The sequence below is a fragment of the Microcoleus sp. FACHB-1515 genome (assembly GCF_014696105.1).
Lineage (GTDB): Bacteria > Cyanobacteriota > Cyanobacteriia > Elainellales > Elainellaceae > JAAUTJ01.
In genome coordinates, this window is the sequence record NZ_JACJPO010000008.1 from 74,757 (window position 1) to 97,771 (window position 23,015).

Below are 23,015 nucleotides of genomic sequence, written 5' to 3' on the forward strand. Positions count from 1 at the left end.
TAGGCTGTGTTTAAAAACCCTTTGATCCTCCCCAACCCCATAAAAAAGGAGGTAGTCATCCTCAAAATCCCCCTTCTCAAGGGAGATTTAGGGGGATCAACCAACGGCCATGCGATTCACCAGAAGCTTTTAGAACACACCCTAGAGTGGTTTGGAGTTGTGTTCGATCGCGCCGACCCAACGGGCAACGCTAGAAATCTGCTGATTTATCCACTCAAGCCGCCTAGATTCTGTTGGAGTAACCCCCCGATCGACTCTATGATGCGGCTCCGGGGCCAGCCGTCACAATCAGCAGATTATCCGGATGAATCAAATCAGAAATCGCCTGCTGAATTTGCGGCATCGTGACGGCTTCGATGCGATCGGGAAATTGCCGAAGCTCCTCGATGTTCAGTTCAGAAATCTCGTTGCTAAGAATCACCGAGGCGAGGCTATCTGGACTGGCGAGATCAACCGGATAGCCGCTGGCGATCGATCGCTTCGCCGCTTCCAGTTCCGCCTCGGTAATGCCTTGCGATCGCAACTGCTGCAACAGCGCAACCGTGCTGTCGATCGCTTTTTGGGCATCGTCCGGCGCGGTCTGCATCGAGATCAAGAACGGTCCCGGATTGCGTCCGGCCTGAAAGTAGCTGTAGATGCCGTAGGTCAAGCCTTGGCGATCGCGCACTTCGGTTCCCAAGCGGCTAGAGAGCGTATCGCCTCCGACAATTTGGTTGAGAACCAAGGCCGCATAGTAGCGCGGGTCTTGGCGCGAAATGCCGCCATAGCCCAAGTAGGTGACGGCTTCAGCCTTACCGGGAATGACCTGACTGAGTTCAATCGTGCGATCGGGCAGCGCGACGTTGGGAAAGGTCAGCGTCGGGCGCGTTCCTGCGGACTGCCAGTTGCCAAACGCCTGCCGAAGCTGGTTTTTCACTTCTGCTGGATCGAAATCGCCGACGATCGCCAGCGTGGTCGTATCCGGGCGATAGTGCTGCTGATAGAAACTGGCTAAATCCGCCTGTGTAATGCCAGTCAAGCTTTCCTGCGTTGGGAACGAGTGGAACGGATGATTTTCGGGGTAGAGCGCTTGCTGAAAAACGCGCCGTCCCAATCGTCGCGGGTCATCGAGTTCTGCTTGCAACCCGACGAGTGCCCGCTGGCGACTCAGTTCAAGCTGGTCAGCCGGAAATGTAGCATTTTGCAGCGTGTCGGCTAGCGTTTGTACGATCGTTCCTAAATTTGCCGACAGCGCCCTGCCGCTGATGCCAACGCCTTCCCGGTTCGCGCTAAAGCTCAAATTTGCGCCTTCATCTTCCAAGACTTGTGCCAGTTCCAGCGCGTTGCGGGTGCGTGTCCCGTTCAGCAAGTTGGTCGCTGTCAGATTCGCGACACCTGCTTTGGCATCGGTATCAAAACCTGAGCCTGCTTCCACCCAACCGCTAAGGTTGATGGCAGGAGTGGAGCGATCGCGCAGCAGCAAAACTTTCAGGCCGTTTTCCAACGCAAACTGCTCAGGCAGCGGCTGCGGCGTTGTGTCAGCAGCTTCAGTTGCAGGCGGCAAATAGCGAGCCACCTCCGCAGGATCAACCGGAGCGCCCGGACTAAAATTCTCGACAACGCGATCGGAACCTGCGCCTGATGTTCCTGGCTGACCGTTTTCCAATGTCGGCTCGAAGTAACCCACCGTGCGCTTGTTCGGGTCAAGATAGGTCTGGGCGACGCGCTGAATGTCCGCCACTGTGACGCGATCGACCGCTTGCAAATAGCGATCGCTATAGCGGAAATCGCCAGCGGCAATTTGATGAAAGCCAAGCTGCATCGCCTGACTCGAAATATCTTGATTGCTCAAAACCAGATAAGACTTGAGCTGCACCTTGGCGCGATCGAGTTCTTCTTGAGTTACGCCATCGTGAAACTGCGTCAGCGCAGCTTGGAGTGTGCGATCGACAGCGGCAATTTCCTTGCCAGGAGCGGCAGTGGCCGAGATGCTGTACCAGCCAGGTTCCATCATTTCAGACGGATACGCCCCGATCGAGCTTGCCAGTCCGGTTTCGACCAATGCCTGATAGAGGCGAGAACTGCGGCCTCCCGTCAAAATCATGTCCATCAGGTCGATCGCTGGAACATCGGGATGCTGAATATCCGGCAGCGGATAAACGGCGTTGAGCAAAGCAGCGCTTCCCGGTTGACGCAGAACGATCGGTTCTCCGGGCTGAACAACAGGCACATCCGTTGCGGCAGAATGCTGGGGATTCGAAGCGGTTCCCGTCCGCTGCGGAATGCTGCCATAAAGCTGACGGATGCGATCGATCGTGGCCTCCGTTTCAAAATCGCCTACCACAATCAAAACCGCATTATTCGGCGTGTAGTAAGCCTGATAGTAGTTGCGTACCTGATCGACCGTGAACCGCTCGACATCCGCACGAGTGCCGCCGACAGGCAGTCCATAGGGGCGATCGGGAAAGGCGGCACGCATCACAGTTCGGTTGAGGCGATAGCTCGGACTATTTTCATAGCCCTGCACTTCCGAGACGACGACGCGCTTTTCGCTCGTTAGCTGGTTTTCATCAATCACCGAGTTTTCCATTCGATCGGCTTCCAGCGTCAGCAGAGCTTCGAGCTTGTCGCGCTCCACCGTGCCAAAATAGGCCGTTTCGTCGTAGCTGGTGAACGCGTTGGACTGACTGCCCAACGCGCTAAACAAGCGGCCAAACTGAATGGGGCGATCGCTCGTTCCCTTAAACATCAAGTGTTCTAGCTGGTGCGAAATGCCGTTCACGCCCGGAGCTTCGTTGCGCGATCCGACGCGATACCACATCTGCACCGTCACAACCGGAGCCGTGTGAACTTCCTTGGTCAACACGGTTAAACCATTGTCGAGCCGAGTTTCGCGCACACCTTCGGTAAACGAAATGCTGGGGGCGGCAGGCGGCGGTGAAGCGATCGTCGCCTGTCCGGGTGTGATCAGTATCGTCACCAGCACGATGCTGATGAACAAGGCCAACAGTCGAGAGAGGCCAATTTTGAATAGAAACATAAGCTAGCTCAATAGAAAGCAAGACGGACATTTGTCAGGTCAATTCGCAGCGGTCAATCTACGATCGCAGGTTGGTCTGAACTCGAAATGTCGATCGCGTGTGCGTCACGTGTCACGCGATCGATGCCGCCCAGCTTCCATCTTGCCTTGCACAAATCAGAAGCCGCACACTTTTTAATGGAAAAACAACAGGTCATCTCCCGGATCGTTGATGTCGATGCGGCCATAACCCAAAAACTGACCATAGGGCTGCTCGCCTGCGGGAAACGCCGTTACGCCGTATAGATAAATGCCGCCAGTGCGCGGGTTGCGTTCGGGATCAACGCCGATCGTGACAGTTGTTCCGGGCGAAATTGGCGGATTAAATTGCAGCGTTACCGTATTCGTTTCGTCGTCAAAGGTGGTGTTGGCGATCGCCACTTCCGCGCCTTGCTGTCTCCGCGTTCCCACAAACGCCACGCTATCTTCAACCTCAAACTCGACGCGACGCGACGCACTGTCGCCATCGCGCTGCGTAATTGCGACCTGCCCCAGCGGTTCATCCGAATTTGCCGGAACGTCGATCGTAAAGTAGTAGGTGGCGTTGCGGGCGAGTGCCGATCGCTCAGTCGTCACGGCATTCACCAGTCGAGGCGGCTGCACAAAATAGACGCGGCCATCCGATAGACGCACCGCATCGGCAGCTTGGACACCGAGCAGCGCTGTTCCAAGGAAAACTCCCAATCCGGCGATCGCTTTCATACCCGCAGTTGTTCTCAAAACGTGATTCGATTCTAGCCAGGGTCGATCGAATGTGCCGACCGTCCAAAAGAGAGAGTTGTGGGCGATCGGCACTTGCGCCTAAGCGAGATCAAACAGCAGCACTTCTGCATCCGCTTGAGCCGCAAATGTGAGCAACTGCTCATGGCTGATTGCTGCTCCGTCTCCAGCTTCGAGCGATCGTCCGTTCAGGCTAATTTTGCCTTGTGTCACCTGCACCCAGGCGTGGCGATCGGGACGCAGCGCAAACTCTAGCGATTCACCACTGTTCAACACGGCAGCGTAGAGATCGACATCCTGATTGATCTTGACGGCTTGTTCGATGGGCGATCGACTGGCGAGCAACCGCCACTGACTTTGGCGCGTTTCGATTGGAAATTGCGCTTCGGCATAGCTCGGTTGCAGATTGCGTTCTTCAGGCAAAATCCAAATTTGCAAAAAGTGAACAGGATCGGTTTCAGATGGATTAAATTCGCTGTGGGCGATGCCTGTTCCGGCTGTAATTCGCTGCACTTCATTGGCCGTAATCGTAGCCGTATTGCCTAAACTATCGCGATGCGCCAGCGAACCAGACAGCACATAGCTAATAATTTCCATATCGCGATGAGGATGTGTATCAAAGCCGCGACCGGGAGCCACTCTGTCTTCATTGATGACGCGCAGAGCACGAAAACCCATGTGAGCCGGATCGTAATAGCTGGCAAATGAAAAGGTGTGGTGACTGTCTAGCCAGCCAAAATTTGCGTGACCGCGATCGGAACTGGGACGAATTGTAATCATAATTGAACCTCTAATAAAAGCGATCGAAACTACTTCAAATCAACTGCAATTTTGCACTGAATAATTCAGATATTTGAAGCTCGATCGAATCTATTTGTAGTGTAGATTAATAAACGGTAAAATGGAAAGTATGCACTTTGAAGTAATATACTACCCAAAAAGATACTATGAGAGAAATGAATTCTACTGAATCATCGTTTCCGTTTGATGCGATCGACATTCCTAAAGATCACAACCGTCCAACCTGCTCGGTCGAGATCACGCTTGAAATCATTGGTGGACGCTGGAAAGTGCTCATTTTGCGCGAACTGTTGCAGGGAACCAAACGCTTTAACGAACTGCATCGTGCCCTACCGGGAATTACGCAGAAAATGCTGACGCAGCAGCTCCGCGAAATGGAATCAGACGGCATTTTGCATCGCGAAGTTTATCCGCAAGTGCCGCCAAAAGTTGAATATTCGCTGACGCCGATCGGTCAAACCCTCCAGCCGATGCTCACTGTGATGCACGAATGGGGCGTCCGCTATCTGGAAGCGCAAGCTGCAATCGAAGAATCTGCTGATGGATAGGTGTGTGTTGCAGAAAACATTCGCTTCAATCGAAAAATCTCGATCGGAGTCATCTTCTTTGCGACAGTTTAGCCATCATTTAATTTCGCGCTGGCGACAGCAAATCAGCCCGAAAATTGTGCCGCTGCTTTCCACCGTTTGGGCGATCGGTTTGGGGATTGCGGCTTTATCACTGTGGGCGTTTGCTCAAATTGCCGATGAGGTGATGGAGCAAGAAACGCTGAATTTCGATCGAAATATTCTGCTGACGCTGCGAACGCTACATCGTCCTTGGCTCGATCGCCTCGCGATTTTGATTACGGATTTGGGCGATCCCTGGACGTTGGGAATCTCCAGCGGCATTCTGGCGCTGTTGCTGCTGTGGCGCAGACGGATTGCAGAAGCGATCGTTCTGGCGATTGCGACGACGGGCGCGATCGGTCTAAATGTTTTGCTCAAAGCGTTTTTCGATCGTCCCCGCCCGGAACTTTGGGATCGCTTGGTGAACGTGCGCTATCACAGTTTTCCCAGCGGTCATGCAATGGTGTCGCTGGTTGTTTTGGGCATCATCGGCTACTGGCTGGCCGTGCAGTATCCCAAACGGCGATCGCTCATTCTTGCCGTAACCGGACTGTGGATTTTCGCAACTGGCCTCAGTCGCCTCTATTTGGGCGTCCACTGGCCGACTGATGTGATTGCGGGATATGCGGCGGGTTTGGTGTGGCTGATTGCCTGCATTCTCAGTTTAGAAATTGCCTGGAAGCGGCGATCGCACCACGCCATCCACTCTTCACACTCATCTCGGTAAAATCTCCATTGCAAAATTGTCACATTGTAAAATTTGAGTGATTTGAAGCGACAGAAAACATTTTGGCAGACGCAGACGTAATTGTGATTGGCAGCGGCATCGGTGGCTTAAGCTGCGCGGCAATTTTGGCACGATACGGATTTGAAGTGCTGGTATGTGAAAGTCACAGCATCGCAGGCGGCGCGGCACACAGCTTTGAGCGCAACGGCTTTCACTTTGATTCTGGCCCTTCGCTGTTTTCCGGCTTGTCTTCGCCGTCTCCAAATCCGCTGCGGCAAGTTTTGGATGCGATCGAAGTGACGCTTCCATGCGCCCAATACGACACCTGGGGCTGCTTTCTGCCTGAAGGCAACTTTGATACAGCCGTTGGTGCAGAGCAATTTTGTGAGGTGTTGCAGACATTGCGGGGCGATCGCGCCGTCCGCGAATGGCAAAATCTACAGCGCGTGATGGAGCCGTATGCCCAAGCTGCGATCGCTTTGCCACCCGCCGCGCTCCGCTATGACTGGGGAGCCGCGATCACGATTGGTCAGTTTCTTCCCTCACTGGCTCGTCACGGATTCGCGATGGGCAAACTGTCAGGGTCATTCGATCGCATTCTGCGCGAAGCTGTCACCGATCCGTTTCTTCAAAACTGGCTAAATTTGTTGTGCTTCCTGCTTTCGGGTCTACCCGCCAGCGACACGAGTGCAGCAGAAATGGCGTTTATGTTTGCCGACTGGTATCGTCCCAACGTCAAGCTCGACTATCCGATCGGCGGCAGTGGCGCGCTGGTGAATGCGATCGTCCAAGGCTTCGAGCGACTGGGCGGCAAACTGCGGCTCAATGCTCATGTCGATCGCATTCTCGTTCAGCAAAATCGAGCGATTGGAATTCGACTGCGAAGCGGTGAAGAACTGCGTGCCCGTCGCGCCGTCGTCTCGAATGCTTCCGTGTGGGATACGTTGAAGCTGCTGCCGCCGGATGCGTTGCCAGAGCGCGATCGAACTCAACGTCAAGCCACGCCTGCCTGTCCCAGCTTTATGCATTTGCACTTGGGCATCGATGGCGCCAACCTGCCGCCTAATCTCGCTTGCCATCACATCATCGTTAACGATTGGGCAGCAGGAATTACTGCACCGCAAAACGTTGTTCTTGTCTCGATTCCCTCGCTGCTCGATCCTGCACTTGCGCCACCGGGAAAACACGCAATCCACGTTTATACACCGGGAAACGAGCCGTATGAACTTTGGCAAAATTTTGACCGTCGCAGTGAAGCTTACGTTTCCCAAAAAGCAAAGCGTGCCGCTGTGATGTGGCACGCCCTAGAGCGAATCATTCCAGATATTCGATCGCGCTGTGAAGTCGAGCTAGTCGGAACACCTTTGACGCATGAACGCTATTTGAGGCGCGATCGCGGCACTTATGGCCCCGCAATTTCTGCGGCCAAAGGATTTTTTCCAACCGGAACCACACCCATTTCTGGCCTGTTGTGCTGCGGCGACTCGACCTTTCCTGGAATTGGACTGCCTGCCGTCGCTGCCAGCGGAATCATTGCCGCCAACTCGATCGCCTCCGTCTCACAGCACCAAGCTTTGCTCAAAGACATCGGCTGTTGATGGCCGACCCTCGCCTAAAAATAAACGTCGAGCTTCGATCGCCCACTGGTCTTCAACCAGTTTTGCGCTTCGATGTAGTTGTTCGGCGCTTGGCGGATAGCACGTTCCCAATATTCGGCAGCTTGGTCAAACATTTCTTCGGATTTTTCGTAGTCACCTTCTTCTTTGGCCTGTTCGCCCAAATAGTGATAAATGACGGCAACGTTGTTGAGCGCCTGTGGCATCCGGGGATTGTCTTCAAGCGACTTGAAGTAGTATTCCAGGGCGCGATCGTGTTCACCGTTGCTGGCGTGAATCAGGCCGATGTTGTAAAGAATATAGCTGCGATCGAACGGGTCTTCTTCAAGCTGCAATGCCTGCTCATAGTTGGCAAGCGCCTCAGCGTATTCACCGTCTGCCTGCGCGGACATGCCATCGCGGTAGTAGGCAAACGCTTCCTTCGCTTGTTTGTTGGTGGGCATCATCTTGAGGATCATGTCTGCCATCACCGTAAAGGTTTTGTCGATGAAGTTGTCGTTGCGCTGGGATCTCGGCATAGTTGCGATCGACGAGGGAATAGAGCGGTAGCAGTTTCTAATCTAGCGCTGATTTTGCCGCAAATGAAGCACTTCTAGCCGCAGTGTCATCAAAAGTCACGATCGAGCCAGCGCAATTCAATTCGGTAGTTGCCGCATTGACGATCGCCATTTGGTCGGTGAAATTCGGGGTGATGTGCGGAGCAATCTGACAAATGAATATTCGCGCTTTAACAAATTTTCAAATAGCAAGGCAATTTCAAGGCTCTTTGCTGAAGTTTGCGTGAATTGCGATCGCTAATTCGGATTTGTCCAAAGCTTCACCGATACAGTAAAGTCAACCGCACATCTGCCGCTCCTCTCTCAAGTTGCTGTTCGTCATGCTGCTTATTAATGTCTTGCTTTTCGCGCTGGCTGTCGTTCTGTTCATTCCGATCGCAGTGCTGTTTGGCGAATGCATGGCCGCACTGTGGCCGCTTCGCCATTCGCCTGCATCCAGTTCATCTCGTCCCCGCATCGCTGTACTGATTCCAGCTCACAATGAAGCGATCGAAATTCGTCGCACGCTTGAAGCGTTGCAGCCTCAGTTGACCGACGCCGATCAGCTTCTTGTTGTGGCGGACAACTGCACCGACGATACGGCGGCAATCGCCCGTCACTGTGGGGCAACTGTGATCGAGCGGCAGTCAATTGATCAGCGCGGTAAAGGCTACGCGCTTGATTTTGGCCTGAGTGCGCTCGAAACAAATCCGCCTGATGTCGTTGTCACAGTGGACGCAGACTGCTGGGTGCACGACGGCGCGATCGACCAGATTGCACGGCAGGCAGCAGTAGCTCAACGTCCGATTCAAGCGTTGTATCTGATGGAGCAGCCTGCGCGACCAAGTTCCAAAGATGCTGTTTCTGCACTGGCGTTTCTGGTGAAAAATTTGGTGCGGCCTGCGGGTCTGGCGCAGTTTGGCTTGCCTTGTGCGCTGACCGGAACGGGCATGGCGTTTCCCTGGAAAACCATTCGCGGTGCAGCGTTGGCAAGCGGCAACATTGTTGAGGATATGCAGCTTGGTTTGGATTTGGCAATCGCCCACGCTGCACCGCAATTTTGCCCGACAGCCAGAGTCACAGGCCGTTTGCCGCAAGCAAGCCAAGCCGCGAAGACTCAGCGCACTCGTTGGGAACACGGTCACATTCAAACCTTGGTGAAGCAGGTTCCCCGCTTGATCGCGCAGGCGATCGCGCAAAAGCGATTTGATCTGCTGGCGATCGCGCTGGATTTGAGCGTGCCGCCGCTGTCTTTGCTGGTGATGCTGTGGGCAGCAGGGTTTGGGCTGGCGGTGATTGGCGTTTGGTTTGGTGCGTCGAGATGGCCTGCGATCGCGCTGGGAGTCGGCGGACTGCTGATTTTGATGGCGATCGTCAGCGCTTGGGCGAAGCACGGTCGCACAACAATCTCAGGGCGGACGCTGCTGGCCGTGCCTTTTTACGTGCTTTGGAAAATTCCGCTTTATTTTGCGCTCTTGGTACGGCCTCAGACGCAGTGGGTACGAACAGAACGGGAAGTCGATTCGCTCAAACCTTAAGGTCATCAGCTAAAGGGACAAACCTTACAAAATCAAACGATAAATATAGGAGGACACAATGCGCTTTGTATTTCTAGTTCCTGACCTTGATGCCAGCTTCGCTTGGCAGGTATTCGATCGCACCATGCATCGCATCCCCTCAGCAGCACTGCATGATTGGATGCGACATCGACTAATGCGCGTTCAAATCGCACATGGTGGCACGCTCAATCTGATGCGACACTGTCAGACGGCTCGCAGTTGCGGCGTTGAAGCGGTGCTGGCAACGATGCGGGGGCGCAACACCTACGGAGAGCGGGGCATTGCCAACCTGCCATTTATTCGCTGGGCTGATCGCCGCCCAGACGATGTTTGCATTGTGCCGGATTTTGTTACAGCTCTGATTGACGAAGTCGAAGGGCCAGCGATTGCTTACCTGCAAGTTCCGCTTTTTACAAAAGCCAACTTCGACTACAAAAGCGATCGCGTGCAGCTTTGGACAGACTCGCCGTTTATGCAGGCGATTTGTGAGCAAGCTTATCCCGGTAAGCCTGTGCCGATTGTGCCTAACATTGTGGACAACACTGCCTTTCCATTTATTCCTCAGCGCGATCGCGAGTCTGGTTTGGTGTTTGCCTTTCCCCGCAAAGGACCTAAATTTATTGATGCAACTGAAGAATGCTATCGGCGCTTGGGCGGGCAGTTCTGGCGGTTTGAGCGCATTGACGGCTTGCCGTTTCACGAACTTGCTCAGCAGTTTCGCCGTCCTCAAGTTTTCTTAGCTTCGGCTGAGGTCGAAGGCTGCGCTTTGCCGCCGCAGGAATCGATGGCCGCAGGAATTGTGGTTGTTGGAAAAACGGCTCGCGGCGCAAACTTTTGTATGCAGCATCGAGAAACGGCGATGGCAGCAGAAACACCAGAAGAAGCAGCAAAATGTTTGTTCGAGCTTGAGGACGAAGCATTGCGATCGTACATTTCTGAACAGGCACATCAATATATCAGCCGCTATTTTCCCGATCGCGAACCGTACCGTTTTTGGCAAGAGACAATTGCTCAGTACAGCGGTCAATCTGTGGCAGCAATTCGTCAAGCTGCTTAACGGATTTCGAGCCGAGTTTGTATCACTTGGTTCTTTAGGTTAGGTATTAGCAATGTCAATTTCACGAGAAACGCACTCATGCTTTGAGTGCGTTTTTTGGTTTTTTATTTGTTTTATGAAAAAATAGCGAACTTACCGTAAAGCTACTTACATTCCGTAATTTCCGCAAAAAAGCGCGGTAAGCTAAAAAAAGATTGTTGGATTACTACTTCGCAATTCCCCAAATGAAGCAGTAATGCGTTTTGTACATTGCCCCAGTTTTGAGAAAAATAGCAACTGCTGTGCTCATCTTTCTTCGTAAAGTAGCTTCATTCAACTAGCAGTTGCGAAAGTATTGACTAAAACTCCAAACTTGCTAATTCTATTTTGTTCATGCTCTCGATCGTCAAAAACAGAGTTACCAATAGGCTTTTCTAGTCAATTATTTACTAACGTTGTGTCTCTATTCACTGATGGAGGAAGGTATGTTGTGCATTCCTTTTAATCGACCCTTTGCGATTGGAAAAGAGTTTGAATATATTCAGCAGGCAGTCACCAGCGGGCATACAGCAGGAGATGGCGCATTTACCCGAAAGTGCAGCCAGCTACTTGCGGAGGAATTGGGCGCTAATAAAGTTTTGCTCACAACCTCTTGCACTCATGCGCTTGAAATCATGGCGTTGCTGCTTGATCTTCAACCTGGTGATGAAGTGATTGTGCCATCTTTCACTTTTGTTTCAACGCTCAATCCCTTTGTGCTTAGAGGCGCAAAACCTGTTTTTGTTGATATTCGTCCTGACACCTTAAATATGGACGAAACGCAGATTGAGAAACACATCAATACCAAAACAAGAGCGATCGTGCCTGTTCACTATGCAGGCGTGGGTTGCGAAATGGACAGCATTTTAGAAACCGCTTCCGAATACGGCGTCACTGTTTTAGAAGACAATGCTCATGGCCTGTTTGGTCGCTACAAAAATAGGCAGCTTGGCACGTTTGGCGCAATGGCCGCGCAAAGCTTTCACGACACTAAAAACTTTTCCTGTGGTGAAGGTGGTGCCCTGCTCATCAACGATCCGTTCTACATCGAACGCGCAGAAATTCTGCGCGAGAAAGGAACCGATCGCAGCCGCTTTTTCCGAGGCCAGGTTGACAAATACACCTGGGTTGATGTTGGCTCCAGCTATTTGCCGTCGGATATGTTGGCCGCTTATCTTTACGCTCAGCTTGAAGCACGTCAGCAGATTCAAGCCAAGCGCCAGCAGATTTGGCAGTACTATTACGAACATCTGCAAGACTGGGCTGAAGCGCAGAACGTACAGCTCCCCACTGTGCCCGCCCATTGTGACCAGGCCTATCACATGTTCTATCTACTGCTGCCGTCGCTAGAGCAACGGCAAAGCTTGATCGGTCATCTCAAGGCGCAAGGCGTTTCAAGCGTCTTTCACTATTTGCCGCTGCATCTGTCGCAGATGGGCCGCCGATTTGGAGGAAAAGAAGGCAACTGCCCCGTGACTGAGTCGGTTAGCGATCGCCTGTTGCGCTTGCCCTTCTTCAACAGCTTCACCGAAGCCGAGCAAGCGCAAGTCGTCGCGGCGATTCGGAGTTTCCGCTGCTAGCGATCGTCCTGACAGGGTGCATCTATTTTTTCGCTAAGACCAACTCACAAATTTCAGCAAATCGGCGAGTTGTCGAACCTAAGTATGTTTGCCCTACTGCGTCAGGTTGGGTCTGAGGGCGGCGTGACAACTGCGTCCTTTGCCTTGGCACGTTCTTCTTTTTTCTTGCGATCGGCTTTGAGAATGTCCTGCATCACAATCTGCGCTTGCGTAATCTTTTCGAGATTGCTGCGGTAGAGTTCTAGATCTTTCTGGACTTTATCAGCGGGCAGATGAAGCACCTGAGACAGCTCACCAAGCGCATCATTCCGGCGCTTTTCATCCTTCACCAGATCGGCGTCCATCTGCTCTAGCAAAGCATAGACACCAACCGCGAACAAACGGCTATATTTGAATTTGTCTTGAGCCGCGATCGAGCGAAGCTCACTCACCAAACTGTTGCCGTCACTTGGCTGTGGCAGTTGAGCCAGCAAATCAGACAGCGAAATTTGAGCAGCGGCACTTTGCAACCGTTCAGCATCTTGCCGATAGCGATGCGGGTCGCCTTGAACGGCTTGACAAAGCGCATTGAAAATCGATTCTTTGTCGCGATCGGGTTGATAGCCCTGCATGAAGCGATCGAATGTCGTAACAACGCCCAAGGCATAAAGCGCATCATAGCGAAAGTCAACATTGACCGAAAGCAGATGCATTTCAACCATCAACTCTTCAACCACGCGACGGTAGATCGAGTTGATTGGGCGAGTGTGAGCCGCGTAGAAGGCTCGCTTGGTGTCAGAAACAGTGCGGACGTGGTTCACAGCAGGCTCATCATAGGCAACAGATCTTCATTCTCTCGCTTTGCGGCGAGTTTGCCAAGGTTTGAATGTTTCGCCTCTCGATTCCGCAGTGCGTCATCTGCCGTTGTAATGTCAACGCTCGGATTTTTGATAAGGTCTCGATCGCCAGCTTGCGGAACGCCATTGCCGCCTGCCATGCAGAACAAGTGCAAGCTGGGCGGAGCGCTTTGTCTAGGGCTGGCAGTTTGCGGAATGCACTGTCTGGCAATGAACGCCACTGTTTTTCATGCTGCTACCATTCGTTTGTCACGCTTCAGCGAAATTGATAATGCTTTTCTGGCGATCGTAATTGCTGTTGCTGCCCTTTTGATCATCGTCTTGGCACTGCTAGCTTCTTTTTTTAGTCGTCGATCAAGCGCCGAAATTGCTTGAACAGATGTCCTGCAACAAAGTGAAATTCGGCTCGAAAAGTTGGTGCAGCAGCGCACTCAGGAACTCGAAGCGGAAAAACAAATTTCAGAAACAGCAAACCAAGCCAAAACTGAATTCCTCTCTTACATTAGTCATGAGCTACGAACGCCACTGGCAAGCATTATTAGCTTTTCAAGAATCTTGCAGCAAACGTTTGGCACACTCAATCCTAAGCAACAGCAATATACTGAAATTATTCAATCCTCTGGTCAGTATTTGCTAGAGCTAATTAACGATCTGCTTGACCTGTCAAAGATTGAGGCGAATCAAGAAGAGTTAGCTTTAGAAATTGTTTCGATCGAAGAAGTTTGTCAAACTGTTTTGTCGCTCGTGCGCGAACAAGCGAATGCTCGTCAGCTTCAGCTTCACTGCGCGATCGAACCAAATTTGAGCGTCTGCATGGCCGACAAACGCTGCTTGAAACAAATTTTGCTCAACCTTCTTGCCAATGCAGTCAGCTACACGCAAGACGGCTCAGTTACTGTGCGCGTGACGCAATCGGCCACTGCGATCGATTTTGCCGTCATTGATACTGGAATTGGCATTAGCCCCAGCGATCAAGATCTGCTGTTTCAGCCGTTTCAACAAGTCGGGAGCCGCGATCGATCGTCGGGTACAGGCTTAGGACTCGCACTTTCACGTAGATTGGCTCGGCTGCACGGCGGCGAATCACCTGCGAATCTACGCTAGACGCAGGCAGTTGTTTTACGCTGCATCTGCCGATGCGCGATATCTCTGACAGTCAATAAGCCCTACATCCAAGACGAGAGCGATCGCCGCTTGCGAATATCCATCGTGTTCACCAAGCTGTTTTCGTCCCAGTCGAGCGTATGGCTCGCTTCCGCAGGGACAACCGTGACGGTGGGGGATGCAGGCTGCGACTGAGCCACACGCGGTTTCGATCGCGGTGTGGTTAGAGTGGGCGGCATCTGGTAAGCAGTCGGGGCAGAAGCCTGAGCCAGATTGCTTGTAGCCGTTTTAGGCGGTTGAACGATCGCAGGCGGACGTTTTGCGGTGGAGGAAGCGCTGTGCAGGCGTTGCGGTTGGGGCGATCGATTCATCAGTTGTGAAATCACGATTGAACCTACACCACACCCTAAAATAATTGCACCAAGCGATCGATAAGGAATCGTCGGCTGTTCAGCTTGAATTGTAGGTGGCGTCGCGATCGGCGTTGGACTGGCCGGAGAAACCGCTGTGGTGGGAGCAGCAGAGGCAACTGGACTGGGCGCGGCGATCGGCTGGGGTGGTGGAAACAGTTCGTGCAGGGCAATGCGGCGTGAAACAGTCGGATCGAGCAGCGTGGCGATCGATCCGCTAATCAGGATCAGTGCGATCGCCCAAATGCCGCCCCAAAAAATCAGGGGGCGCTGCTGGAGAAGCTGAACGAGAAACATCTTGAGCTGTGCCGAGAACCGAGATGCTTGCGGCTGATGTGGCGTTTCGCGCTGAGGATTTACCATACTTCCTGCTCAAGGACGCAGTTGCTTAAATTTTTATCCGAATATTCTAAGCACTAAGAGGTCAACTGACTAGCGCTAAAAGGTAGAAGATCTGCGATCGCCACTCATACGGAAAGCAATATGAGCCGAATGCGACAAGTGACAGTTTCTAGATTGAGGTATTGGAGTCGTTGTCAGCCCCGGCTCTGAGCGAAAGCGACTGTACGTGGGAATACTACTGACAGCAATCTTCTCGTTGCTAAATTGACACCGTGCAAGCCAGCGGATTGGTTTACAAGTGGAAAATCTCGATCGCGCAGTCATGGCAAATTCGGAACATCTGGCGCTGCTTCGGCAAGGAGTGGGCACTTGGAATCACTGGCGCAAACAGCACGCAGAAGTCAGCCCTAACCTGATGCAGGCCGATCTAGAGCAGGCGAAACTGCGCGAAATTACCCTGGAGCAAGCTGACCTGCGCGAAGTATCGCTGACCTGTGCGGACGTGTGCATGGCAAATTTGCGATCGGCAGATTTACAGGGCGCAAATTTGAAGGAAGCGCTGCTGTATACGGCAGATTTGAGCCATGCCAATTTGCGATCGAGCAACTTAATCGGTGCTGATCTGCGCGAAGCAACGCTGATCGAGGCAGATTTGAGCCATGCCAAACTGCATATGGCTTCGCTGGTGATGGCAAATTTACGCAGTGCCAAACTGCGCGAAGCCGATTTGGGCGAGGCGAACTTGAGCCACGCGACGCTAAGCCACGTGGATTTATGCATGGCAAATTTGCAGGCGGCCAATCTCAGCCGCGCCGATTTGCGCGAAGCCGCACTCTATACAGCCGACTTGCGACAAGCAGTTTTGTATATGGCAAATCTCAGTCAGGCCGATTTGCGCGAGGCCACGTTGAGTCAGGCAAATTTGCGCGAAGTAGATTTGCGTGAAGCGAACTTGGGGCGGACGGTATTTTGCATCGCCAATCTGATTGGGGCGACCTTGTTCAAGGCAAACTTGGTGCAGGCCAATCTCAGCATGGCGAATTTATGTATGGCGAATTTAAGCCATGCCGACTTGACGCGATCGACCTTGATGGGCGCCAATCTGATTGGGGCAAATCTCTATACAGCCTCGCTGGTGGATGCCAATTTGATCGAAGCGGATTTGCGCGAAGCAACGCTCAGCCATGCGGATCTAAGGCTGGCAAATCTCAGACAGGCCAATCTCAGCATGGCAAATCTCAGTCAGGCAAGTTTGGTGGACGCAGATTTGCGCCATGCCAATTTGCGTCAGGCGAATTTGTGGGGAGCGGATTTGACCGGGGCTTGCTTGAGCGGGGCAATTATGCCAGATGGATCGATGCGTCCATAGCATTTGCTTGGCGATTCTCTTAATGTGTGCTGCAATGCGTGCTGCGCGATTTTGCCAACAGTCTTGCGATCGCTGCAAAAAGTCCGTCACGCATACTGTCACTACAACACCCATTCACCCCATCGGTCTGCTAGATTGTCTAAGCGATCGCCCCTTGAGGAGTGAATGAGATGCTGAAAAAACGTGCGCCTGTGTTGATCGCGGCTGGAACGGCGATCGCTTTGGCGGCTGGCGGCGGCGGAGCTTACTGGTGGATGCAGCAGCAAGTTCCGGTGGGAGAATTGCCTGCGGGTGTAGATGTTGTGCCGCGAAATGCCCTTGCGACCATTTCGCTGACGACCAATGAAGGCCAGTGGCGCAGACTGCGACAGTTCGGCACGGCGCAGACGCAAGCCACGTTCGATCGCGCTTTAGCCGATTGGCGCGATCGCCTGTTGACGGCGAACAATTTGAACTACAGCAAAGACATTCGGCCTTGGGTCGGGGAAGAAGTGACGATCGCGTTTTTGTCGTCGTCCAATCCTAATCCCACTGCCTCACCGTCGAGTCAAGCTCCGATCGAGGGACAGCAAACTCCGGTCATTCTTGCGCCGATTGCCAACGCCGCCAGAGCGCAGCAAATTTTCTCAAATCGTCAGTCGCAAGCGCAAACTCGCGAATACAAAGGTGAGTCGATCGGCTCGATTCAAAACGACGGAAAATCCTATGCCTACACCGTTGTAGACAATCGCCTGATTGCGATTTCGCCCGATGCCAAAGCGATCGAGCAGGTGATCGACACCCAGCAAAGCGGAGCATCGATCGTGAAAACGCCGGGATTCGCGCAGGCCGTGAATCGACTGGAGACGCCCCAACCGTTTGCCCGAACCTATCTGAATGTCCCTGCTGTGAATGCAGTTTTGGCAACCAGTGCCAGCCGACCGCTGCCGCTGCAAATTCTAACGCCGCTTCAGCGCAATCAGGGTATGGTGGCAACGGCCACGATCGAATCTGAGGGCGTTCGCTTTCAGGGCACAAGCTGGCTCAGAGCGAACGACGATGTACGCAATCGCGTCACGAATTCCGCTGAGCGAATGCCCAACATTTTGCCTGCGGATACGCTGATGATGGCATCGGGCGGCAATCTGCGGCAGCTTTGGCAGGACTACAGCGATCGCGTCACGGCACCTAGCGAGTTGAGTCCAGACAATTTCCGGCGGGCAATCAGCAGCACAACCGGACTCGACTTGGACAAAGACTTGATGGCCTGGATGAACGGCGAATTTGCGATCGGCCTTGTGCCCTTTACGCAAACGGGAACCGCGCCCAGCGCAGGCGTAATGCTGCTCGTGCAGGCCAGCGATCGCCGCGCTGCCGATGCCGCCCTTGCCAAGCTGGATGAAGCGATGAAGACGCGCTATCAGTTTCAGGTATCGCAAGCTGACATTGGCGGCAAACCCGTAACCAACTGGACTTCGCAGTTTTCCGCGATTCGCGTCACGCGCGGCTGGCTGGATGGCAACGTAGCCTTCTTAGCGCTCAATGGCACGATCGCCCAGTCGATCTTGCCGCAAACCAACGCGCCACTCGCGGCTGATCCGGCATTTCAAGCGGCCACAAACTCGACGTTGACTCCGAATAACGGACATTTTTTTGTCAACCTCGATCGCCTCACTCAGCAGGACACGCCGTTTTTGCTGTTTCCCCTCTTGCCGCCGCAGACCCGCGAACTTGCTCAGGCAATGCAGTCGATCGGCGTGACGGGCGCAGTGGTGGACGATCGCACTACGCGCTATGACGTTTTGGTGCGTCTACGCAAGAACGAAGACATCAAGCCCCTACCCGCTCCAACGAACCCGTAAACCACGTTGCAAATTGGAAACGCACCAGCGGCAGGGGCGCGGCGCTGCCGTGCCCCTGCCGAACAAGCTAGAGCGACAAAGCAGCGTCGGTCTGCATTGTGCCAACCGTACCGGAATACACCAAGCCCCGCTGCATATCCAGCGTCAAAATTGCCCCGTCGCGAATGAGTGCAGTTGCATTCTTGACGCCAACAATCACAGGCACGCCCAGCCGCAATCCGATTACAGCGGCATGACTGGTGAGGCTGTCATCTTCGATCACCAGACCCGACGCTTTGCGAATCGCTTCCACATAGTCCGCGCTGGTGTTGGCCGCGACGAGAATTTCACCTGGATTAAAATTGCCGACCTCGCGACTGCTGTGGGCGACACGAGCGCGACCACTCACTGAGCCTTGGCCGATGCCAATGCCTTTACCCAGCACTGCCGTCACGACTTCCACCTTGATCAAATCTGTTGATCCGGCGACACCCTGCAATGTGCCTGCCGTCATGACGACAAGATCGCCTTCGCGCAGCAGCGATTTTTCCTGCGCCACGTTCAACGCCGCCTGAAAAGTTTGTCCGGTTGAAGGCAAATCCAAGACGAGTAAAGGTTTCACGCCCCAAACAAGCTGTAGCTGTCGTGCCACATCCACGTGCGGCGTCACGGCCAGAATTGGCTTGCGGGGACGGAATTTTGAGACGTTGCGGGCGGTTGCTCCGGTTTTGGTCAAGGTCATGATCGCGGCGGCGTTCAACTGTTCAGCAATGCGTCCGACTGCCTGACTGATCGCAGTCGGGATCGATCGCCCTGGCACATTTTCGGCATTGCGGCGGGCAGATTCATCCTGCTCGATGCGGCAGGCAATTCGCGCCATTGTTGCCACTGCCTCGATCGGATATTTGCCCACAGCCGTTTCGTTTGAAAGCATCACGGCATCGGTTCCATCCAAAATCGCGTTCGCCACGTCGGAAATCTCGGCACGAGTCGGGCGGGGACTGTGTACCATGCTGTCGAGCATTTGCGTGGCCGTAATGACCGGAATGCCCAATCGATTTGCCGTTGCAATCAAGCGCTTTTGCAGAATCGGCACTTCTTCAGCCGGAAGTTCGACGCCCAGATCGCCCCGTGCGACCATGACGCCATCGCAGAGCGAGAGAATCGCTTCCATCTGCTCGATCGCCTCGTGTTTTTCGATCTTGGCGATCACGGGAACGTTTTTGCCTGCGCTGGAAATCAGTTCTTTAATTTCCAGCACGTCCTGCGGATTGCGAACAAAGCTCAAGGCCACCCAATCTACGCCCTGATCGAGTCCAAACACTAAATCTTGACGGTCTTTATCCGTCATCGCCTTGATCGACAGATAGACGCCTGGAAAATTCACGCCCTTATTGTTCGACAAGGGGCCACCGACCGTGACGCGACAGTGCAGTTCACGAGCGGCGCGATCGACCGACTCCACCTGCATCTCAACGCGCCCATCATCCAGCAAAATCGTTGCGCCGACCGGAACTTCATCGGCCAGCGGCTCATACGTCACCGAGCTAATTTCCTGCGTTCCCGGCGTGGGGCGGCTGGTGAGAATGTAGCGATCGCCCTTCGCCAAAATAATCGAACCATTCTCAAATCGACCTAGGCGAATTTTTGGTCCCTGCAAATCTTGCAGAATTCCGACGGGCTGATTGAGTTCAAACGAAATTTGGCGAATCAGGCGAATGCTGCGTAGATGATCTTCATGCGTGCCGTGCGAAAAGTTCAATCGCAGCGTGGTTGCGCCTGCTTCGATCAAGTCGCGCAGGACTTCGGGTGAACTCGTGGCGGGGCCGATCGTTGCGACAATTTTGGTGCGACGCATCGAAGATTGCAGTTGCATGGCGGCTTTGGAAAAACAAAAAATGACGGTGGGGCGCGATCGCTCTGCTTGCGGAACGGTATCGATCGCGTTGCCGATTGACGCAGCAACAGGGATACTATCACGTTTACCGAGTGCCACGTTTACTGAGTCCCACAGCCATTCGGCTAGCGGCGAACGGTTTGTTTGTTTCTACGATCGCCGCCGTCCTGCTCCGCAACATTGCTGCCGCTTCATGCAAGCTTTAACGGAAGCGATTTGGATTGAGAGAATTTTGTCGCAGTTGCGTTCCCGTGCCGCCATCTGCGCGATCGAGAAACGGCCTGAGATTGATGCTGGCAGCCGGACGCCGCGATCGCCCGCTTCCCGGAATTCCCAGGACGTTGCCAATTTGACCCAAAATATCGTCATCGTCTCCGGTAAACGTGGTGACGGCATCAGTAGACTGGCCGCTGTCAGCAACCGCAATGTTCTCGAAGACGCGATCGCGCGTCAACAGCGGGTCTTGTCCGGGCGGAACGGTCAGCACAATTCGGCAACCGGAAACCTGCTGGGTTGTGACGCAAACGGTGTTGTAACCATTTTCGACTCCGGTTTGCAGTTGCAGCAGTCCGTCCGGGCGATATTCTTCCAAGCGGCGGCTGATTTCTGCACAGCGGCGTTCGGGCGTCCAACCACCACCAAGTTCAGTCGGCGTTGCCCAGGGATAAAGCTGTCCAGGCTGACTTTCTGGGGCATACATCACGGTGTATTGGCCGTTTTGCATTTGGCAGCTAAAGCGGGTTCCGCTCGTCACCGGGGGCGTGGACTGCTTGAAATTGGCTTGAGCAGGAGCGGCGATACTCAGGCCGATCGCGATCGACGCACTCAAATAGCAAACTGGGCGCAGGCGATTCCACGTCGAGGTGGTCATGTGCGAAGTTCCTTGGATGAATGAACGATACAGTTCTAGCGAATGCGTTGCTTTGACGTAGATGCAGGTCTTAAAGTGCCCAAGTTGAGTGTCTAGGTTCAGAAATTTCGCTCGGCAGGGGAAATTTGCAAAGAAGCTGTAAAATTTTGTTACAAGACGGACGGTAGCCTGCTACACTATTTCCTGGAATGCACATTAATCGATGTGTAGAGAAAAGTAATCTTGTCGTCGCGGTGGGAACGCGCTGGCTGGATTTTTTCCGTTTGTGAGAACAACGTTACAGAGGAAAGGCTGGTCTGCGGACTGGCCTTTTTTGTTGCGCGATCGAGGTGATAGCCTGCGATCGCCACTAAGCAAATCCAGGACGTTTTAGGCGTCTGCGGCGTTTGCTCAGCGGCGTCTCGCTGGTTTGAGCAACGGCTTCGAGCCGTTCTTGCCGTTCAATTTCTGGCAGTTTCAAGATCACGCCTGCGAAAAACCAGTAGTAAACCGCAACCGGATCAACATCAAGCGGATAGAAATAGGTGTTGTAGCTAATAAACAGCACAAACACCCAAAACGACGTTCCATAGCTGCACAAACTGCTGTCGCGAATCGATCGACTAGCCCGCAGAGTCAAGAAGCACAAAACCGTCACGACCAAGAGAAACGACAGCACGCCAAACAGCCCAATTTCATACAGCAGCTTGGGATAGTAGGTTTCGATCAGTTCCGTTTTGCCAAAGACGCGAGCCGAATTGGTGGCGCGGCCTAATCCCAAGCCGAGCAGTCCGGTTTGCGCCTCGATCGCCTGCTGAAACTGGTTATAGACAAACTGCGGCGGCGGTGAAGCACTCCAGCGCGATTCCAAGCTGGCGATGCGCTCTTGCAGCACTTGCGGATTGTTGACGGCAACCAGTCCCAGCAGCGTAAATAAAGCGATCGCTGTCGGCAAAAATTTCTTGAGATAAATCATTTGTCCCGTCACAATGAGCAGCAGTCCGAACATGACGGGAACGACAGCCAGCGCAATCCGCTGACCGGACAAAACGGCCATGATGAAGACAGCAGCGATCGCCGTCAGTCCCAAAATTCGCCAGCGTTTGCGGGGATCGTTAAAGGCAGCCGCAAACGTTAAGAACAAGCTTGAAATCAAAAACCAGCCCCACTGCCAAGGCGCAACAAACGTTCCTGGCAAGCGAATCTGTCCGACCTGGGGACTGTAGAGCACCGCCCCACCCACCAAACAGCGTGCGTCTAAATCTGGCCGAAATTGTGCTTCACCGATGTAATATCTTGTGCCTGCACAATATCCAATTTTCAGCAGCAAATATTGCACAAATGCCAGTCCACAAGCGACAAGGACGATCGCAATCATCAGCCGAGTTAAAAACAGTAAATCCTGTCGATTCCGAACGAGATAGTAGGCACAAACAATCAGCGGAATATAGCCAACTAGCACCTTTAAACCCAAAATTCCCATCAGAATTGGCTGATCTCCCTGCGCGAGAATTTCAGGATTAAACTGTTCTGGTGAATTGACAAAGATAAGCGTGAGCAGCGCGATCGCCAACAGCAAGCCCACAGCGGGGATCAGCGGTTTCGGAATTAGAATCGGCAGTTTTTCGCGACGGCAATATTGAATTACACCAAACAAAGCTGGAATATAAAAGCCGTCTTTGGCAAGCTGCAATAGTGGACTGTTGCCGATCGCATACGTCACCGATCCGCTGAACGGCATGTAGATCAAAAACGCCCACAGCGCCTGACGCGGATACTTGAACGACAAGGCCGTGTAAAGCAATCCAACCGTAACGGCAATTCCAGCTTTGGGGGCGATCGTCAGCCCAACGACAAATCCCACAAACGTCGCAAACAAAACGGTGAACGTCGTGAAGCGAATCAATGCTTGGCGGAGGCGATCGGCTTTACGCTTTCGCATCAATCGTTCTTTCAAACTCAGCGATTGCGGTGGGTCGGTTGGCGTGGCAGGCGACACCGCTCCGGGATTGCTGCGCGATCGAGCTTTGGGCTTAGACTTCAACATGAGTTCCAACCTAGCCCATTCGATCGAATTTCGGCTAGTCCTATCAAGTTTCGGTCGGGA

General features: G+C 53.3%; 19 protein-coding genes. 10 read left to right on the forward strand and 9 right to left on the reverse strand.

Going from position 1 to position 23,015, the window contains the following annotated elements:
• Positions 1-256: 256 nt before the first annotated feature.
• From H6F67_RS00880 to H6F67_RS00890, 3 genes are all read right to left on the reverse strand, one after another.
• A complete protein-coding gene (locus H6F67_RS00880) occupies positions 257-3,019 on the reverse strand; it encodes a pitrilysin family protein (protein ID WP_190762384.1) in 2,763 nt (920 codons plus the stop codon).
• Positions 3,020-3,193: 174 nt separating this feature from the next.
• Positions 3,194-3,853 (reverse strand): DUF2808 domain-containing protein, encoded by a 660-nt coding sequence (locus H6F67_RS00885; protein WP_313926743.1) that lies wholly within the window; start codon positions 3,851-3,853, stop codon positions 3,194-3,196.
• 6 nt (positions 3,854-3,859) lie between these two features.
• The gene (locus H6F67_RS00890; protein ID WP_190762386.1) at positions 3,860-4,558 is read right to left on the reverse strand and encodes a pirin family protein; all 699 of its coding nucleotides are present in this window, start codon (positions 4,556-4,558) and stop codon (positions 3,860-3,862) included.
• Positions 4,559-4,734: 176 nt separating this feature from the next.
• On the opposite strand from H6F67_RS00890, the gene H6F67_RS00895 reads away from it, so the two are divergent.
• The 3 genes from H6F67_RS00895 (at position 4,735) to H6F67_RS00905 (ending at position 7,512) form a co-directional block, all read left to right on the forward strand.
• Positions 4,735-5,127, forward strand: a complete 393-nt coding sequence (locus H6F67_RS00895) for a helix-turn-helix domain-containing protein (protein ID WP_190762388.1) — start codon at positions 4,735-4,737, stop codon at positions 5,125-5,127.
• A 58-nt stretch (positions 5,128-5,185) separates the two neighbouring features.
• Complete coding sequence (locus H6F67_RS00900) at positions 5,186-5,914, forward strand: phosphatase PAP2 family protein (protein WP_242020432.1); 729 nt, start codon at positions 5,186-5,188, stop codon at positions 5,912-5,914.
• A 62-nt stretch (positions 5,915-5,976) separates the two neighbouring features.
• On the forward strand, positions 5,977-7,512 hold the full coding sequence (locus H6F67_RS00905) for an NAD(P)/FAD-dependent oxidoreductase (RefSeq protein WP_190762392.1): 1,536 nt from the start codon (positions 5,977-5,979) through the stop codon (positions 7,510-7,512).
• Positions 7,513-7,526: 14 nt separating this feature from the next.
• Here the strand turns inward: H6F67_RS00905 and H6F67_RS00910 are convergent, their stop codons facing one another.
• Positions 7,527-8,048, reverse strand: a complete 522-nt coding sequence (locus H6F67_RS00910) for a photosystem I assembly protein Ycf3 (protein WP_190762394.1) — start codon at positions 8,046-8,048, stop codon at positions 7,527-7,529.
• Positions 8,049-8,407: 359 nt separating this feature from the next.
• Between H6F67_RS00910 and H6F67_RS00915 the strand changes: the two genes are divergently transcribed.
• The 3 genes from H6F67_RS00915 (at position 8,408) to rffA (ending at position 12,280) form a co-directional block, all read left to right on the forward strand.
• Positions 8,408-9,604, forward strand: coding sequence for a glycosyltransferase family 2 protein (locus H6F67_RS00915; RefSeq protein ID WP_190762396.1), 1,197 nt, complete (start codon positions 8,408-8,410; stop codon positions 9,602-9,604).
• 58 nt (positions 9,605-9,662) lie between these two features.
• Positions 9,663-10,682: a glycosyltransferase gene (locus tag H6F67_RS00920; RefSeq protein WP_190762398.1), complete on the forward strand. Its 1,020-nt coding sequence runs from the start codon at positions 9,663-9,665 to the stop codon at positions 10,680-10,682.
• A 464-nt stretch (positions 10,683-11,146) separates the two neighbouring features.
• Positions 11,147-12,280, forward strand: coding sequence for a dTDP-4-amino-4,6-dideoxygalactose transaminase (gene rffA, locus H6F67_RS00925; RefSeq protein ID WP_199304174.1), 1,134 nt, complete (start codon positions 11,147-11,149; stop codon positions 12,278-12,280).
• A 101-nt stretch (positions 12,281-12,381) separates the two neighbouring features.
• Here the strand turns inward: rffA and psb29 are convergent, their stop codons facing one another.
• Positions 12,382-13,080: a photosystem II biogenesis protein Psp29 gene (gene psb29 / locus H6F67_RS00930; RefSeq protein WP_190762402.1), complete on the reverse strand. Its 699-nt coding sequence runs from the start codon at positions 13,078-13,080 to the stop codon at positions 12,382-12,384.
• A 174-nt stretch (positions 13,081-13,254) separates the two neighbouring features.
• Here psb29 and H6F67_RS00935 point away from each other — a divergent pair, with 174 nt between their 5' ends.
• Positions 13,255-13,491, forward strand: coding sequence for an MHYT domain-containing protein (locus H6F67_RS00935; RefSeq protein ID WP_190762403.1), 237 nt, complete (start codon positions 13,255-13,257; stop codon positions 13,489-13,491).
• Positions 13,492-13,533: 42 nt separating this feature from the next.
• Positions 13,534-14,220 carry a HAMP domain-containing sensor histidine kinase gene (locus H6F67_RS00940; protein WP_199304175.1) on the forward strand — a complete coding sequence of 229 codons (687 nt, stop codon included), beginning with the start codon at positions 13,534-13,536 and terminating at the stop codon, positions 14,218-14,220.
• 62 nt (positions 14,221-14,282) lie between these two features.
• Here the strand turns inward: H6F67_RS00940 and H6F67_RS00945 are convergent, their stop codons facing one another.
• Positions 14,283-14,993 (reverse strand): hypothetical protein, encoded by a 711-nt coding sequence (locus tag H6F67_RS00945; RefSeq protein WP_190762405.1) that lies wholly within the window; start codon positions 14,991-14,993, stop codon positions 14,283-14,285.
• A gap of 301 nt (positions 14,994-15,294) precedes the next feature.
• Between H6F67_RS00945 and H6F67_RS00950 the strand changes: the two genes are divergently transcribed.
• Positions 15,295-16,341 (forward strand): pentapeptide repeat-containing protein, encoded by a 1,047-nt coding sequence (locus H6F67_RS00950; RefSeq protein ID WP_190762407.1) that lies wholly within the window; start codon positions 15,295-15,297, stop codon positions 16,339-16,341.
• A 170-nt stretch (positions 16,342-16,511) separates the two neighbouring features.
• Positions 16,512-18,182 carry a DUF3352 domain-containing protein gene (locus H6F67_RS00955; RefSeq protein ID WP_190762409.1) on the forward strand — a complete coding sequence of 557 codons (1,671 nt, stop codon included), beginning with the start codon at positions 16,512-16,514 and terminating at the stop codon, positions 18,180-18,182.
• A gap of 67 nt (positions 18,183-18,249) precedes the next feature.
• On the opposite strand, the gene pyk is transcribed toward H6F67_RS00955, so the two are convergent.
• The 3 genes from pyk to hpsL form a co-directional block, all read right to left on the reverse strand.
• The gene (gene pyk, locus H6F67_RS00960) at positions 18,250-20,037 is read right to left on the reverse strand and encodes a pyruvate kinase (protein WP_190762453.1); all 1,788 of its coding nucleotides are present in this window, start codon (positions 20,035-20,037) and stop codon (positions 18,250-18,252) included.
• 223 nt (positions 20,038-20,260) lie between these two features.
• Positions 20,261-20,929 (reverse strand): COP23 domain-containing protein, encoded by a 669-nt coding sequence (locus tag H6F67_RS00965; protein ID WP_190762411.1) that lies wholly within the window; start codon positions 20,927-20,929, stop codon positions 20,261-20,263.
• A gap of 349 nt (positions 20,930-21,278) precedes the next feature.
• Entirely contained in the window at positions 21,279-22,955 is a 1,677-nt protein-coding gene (gene hpsL / locus H6F67_RS00970) for a hormogonium polysaccharide biosynthesis protein HpsL (protein WP_190762413.1), read from the reverse strand.
• Positions 22,956-23,015: the final 60 nt, after the last annotated feature.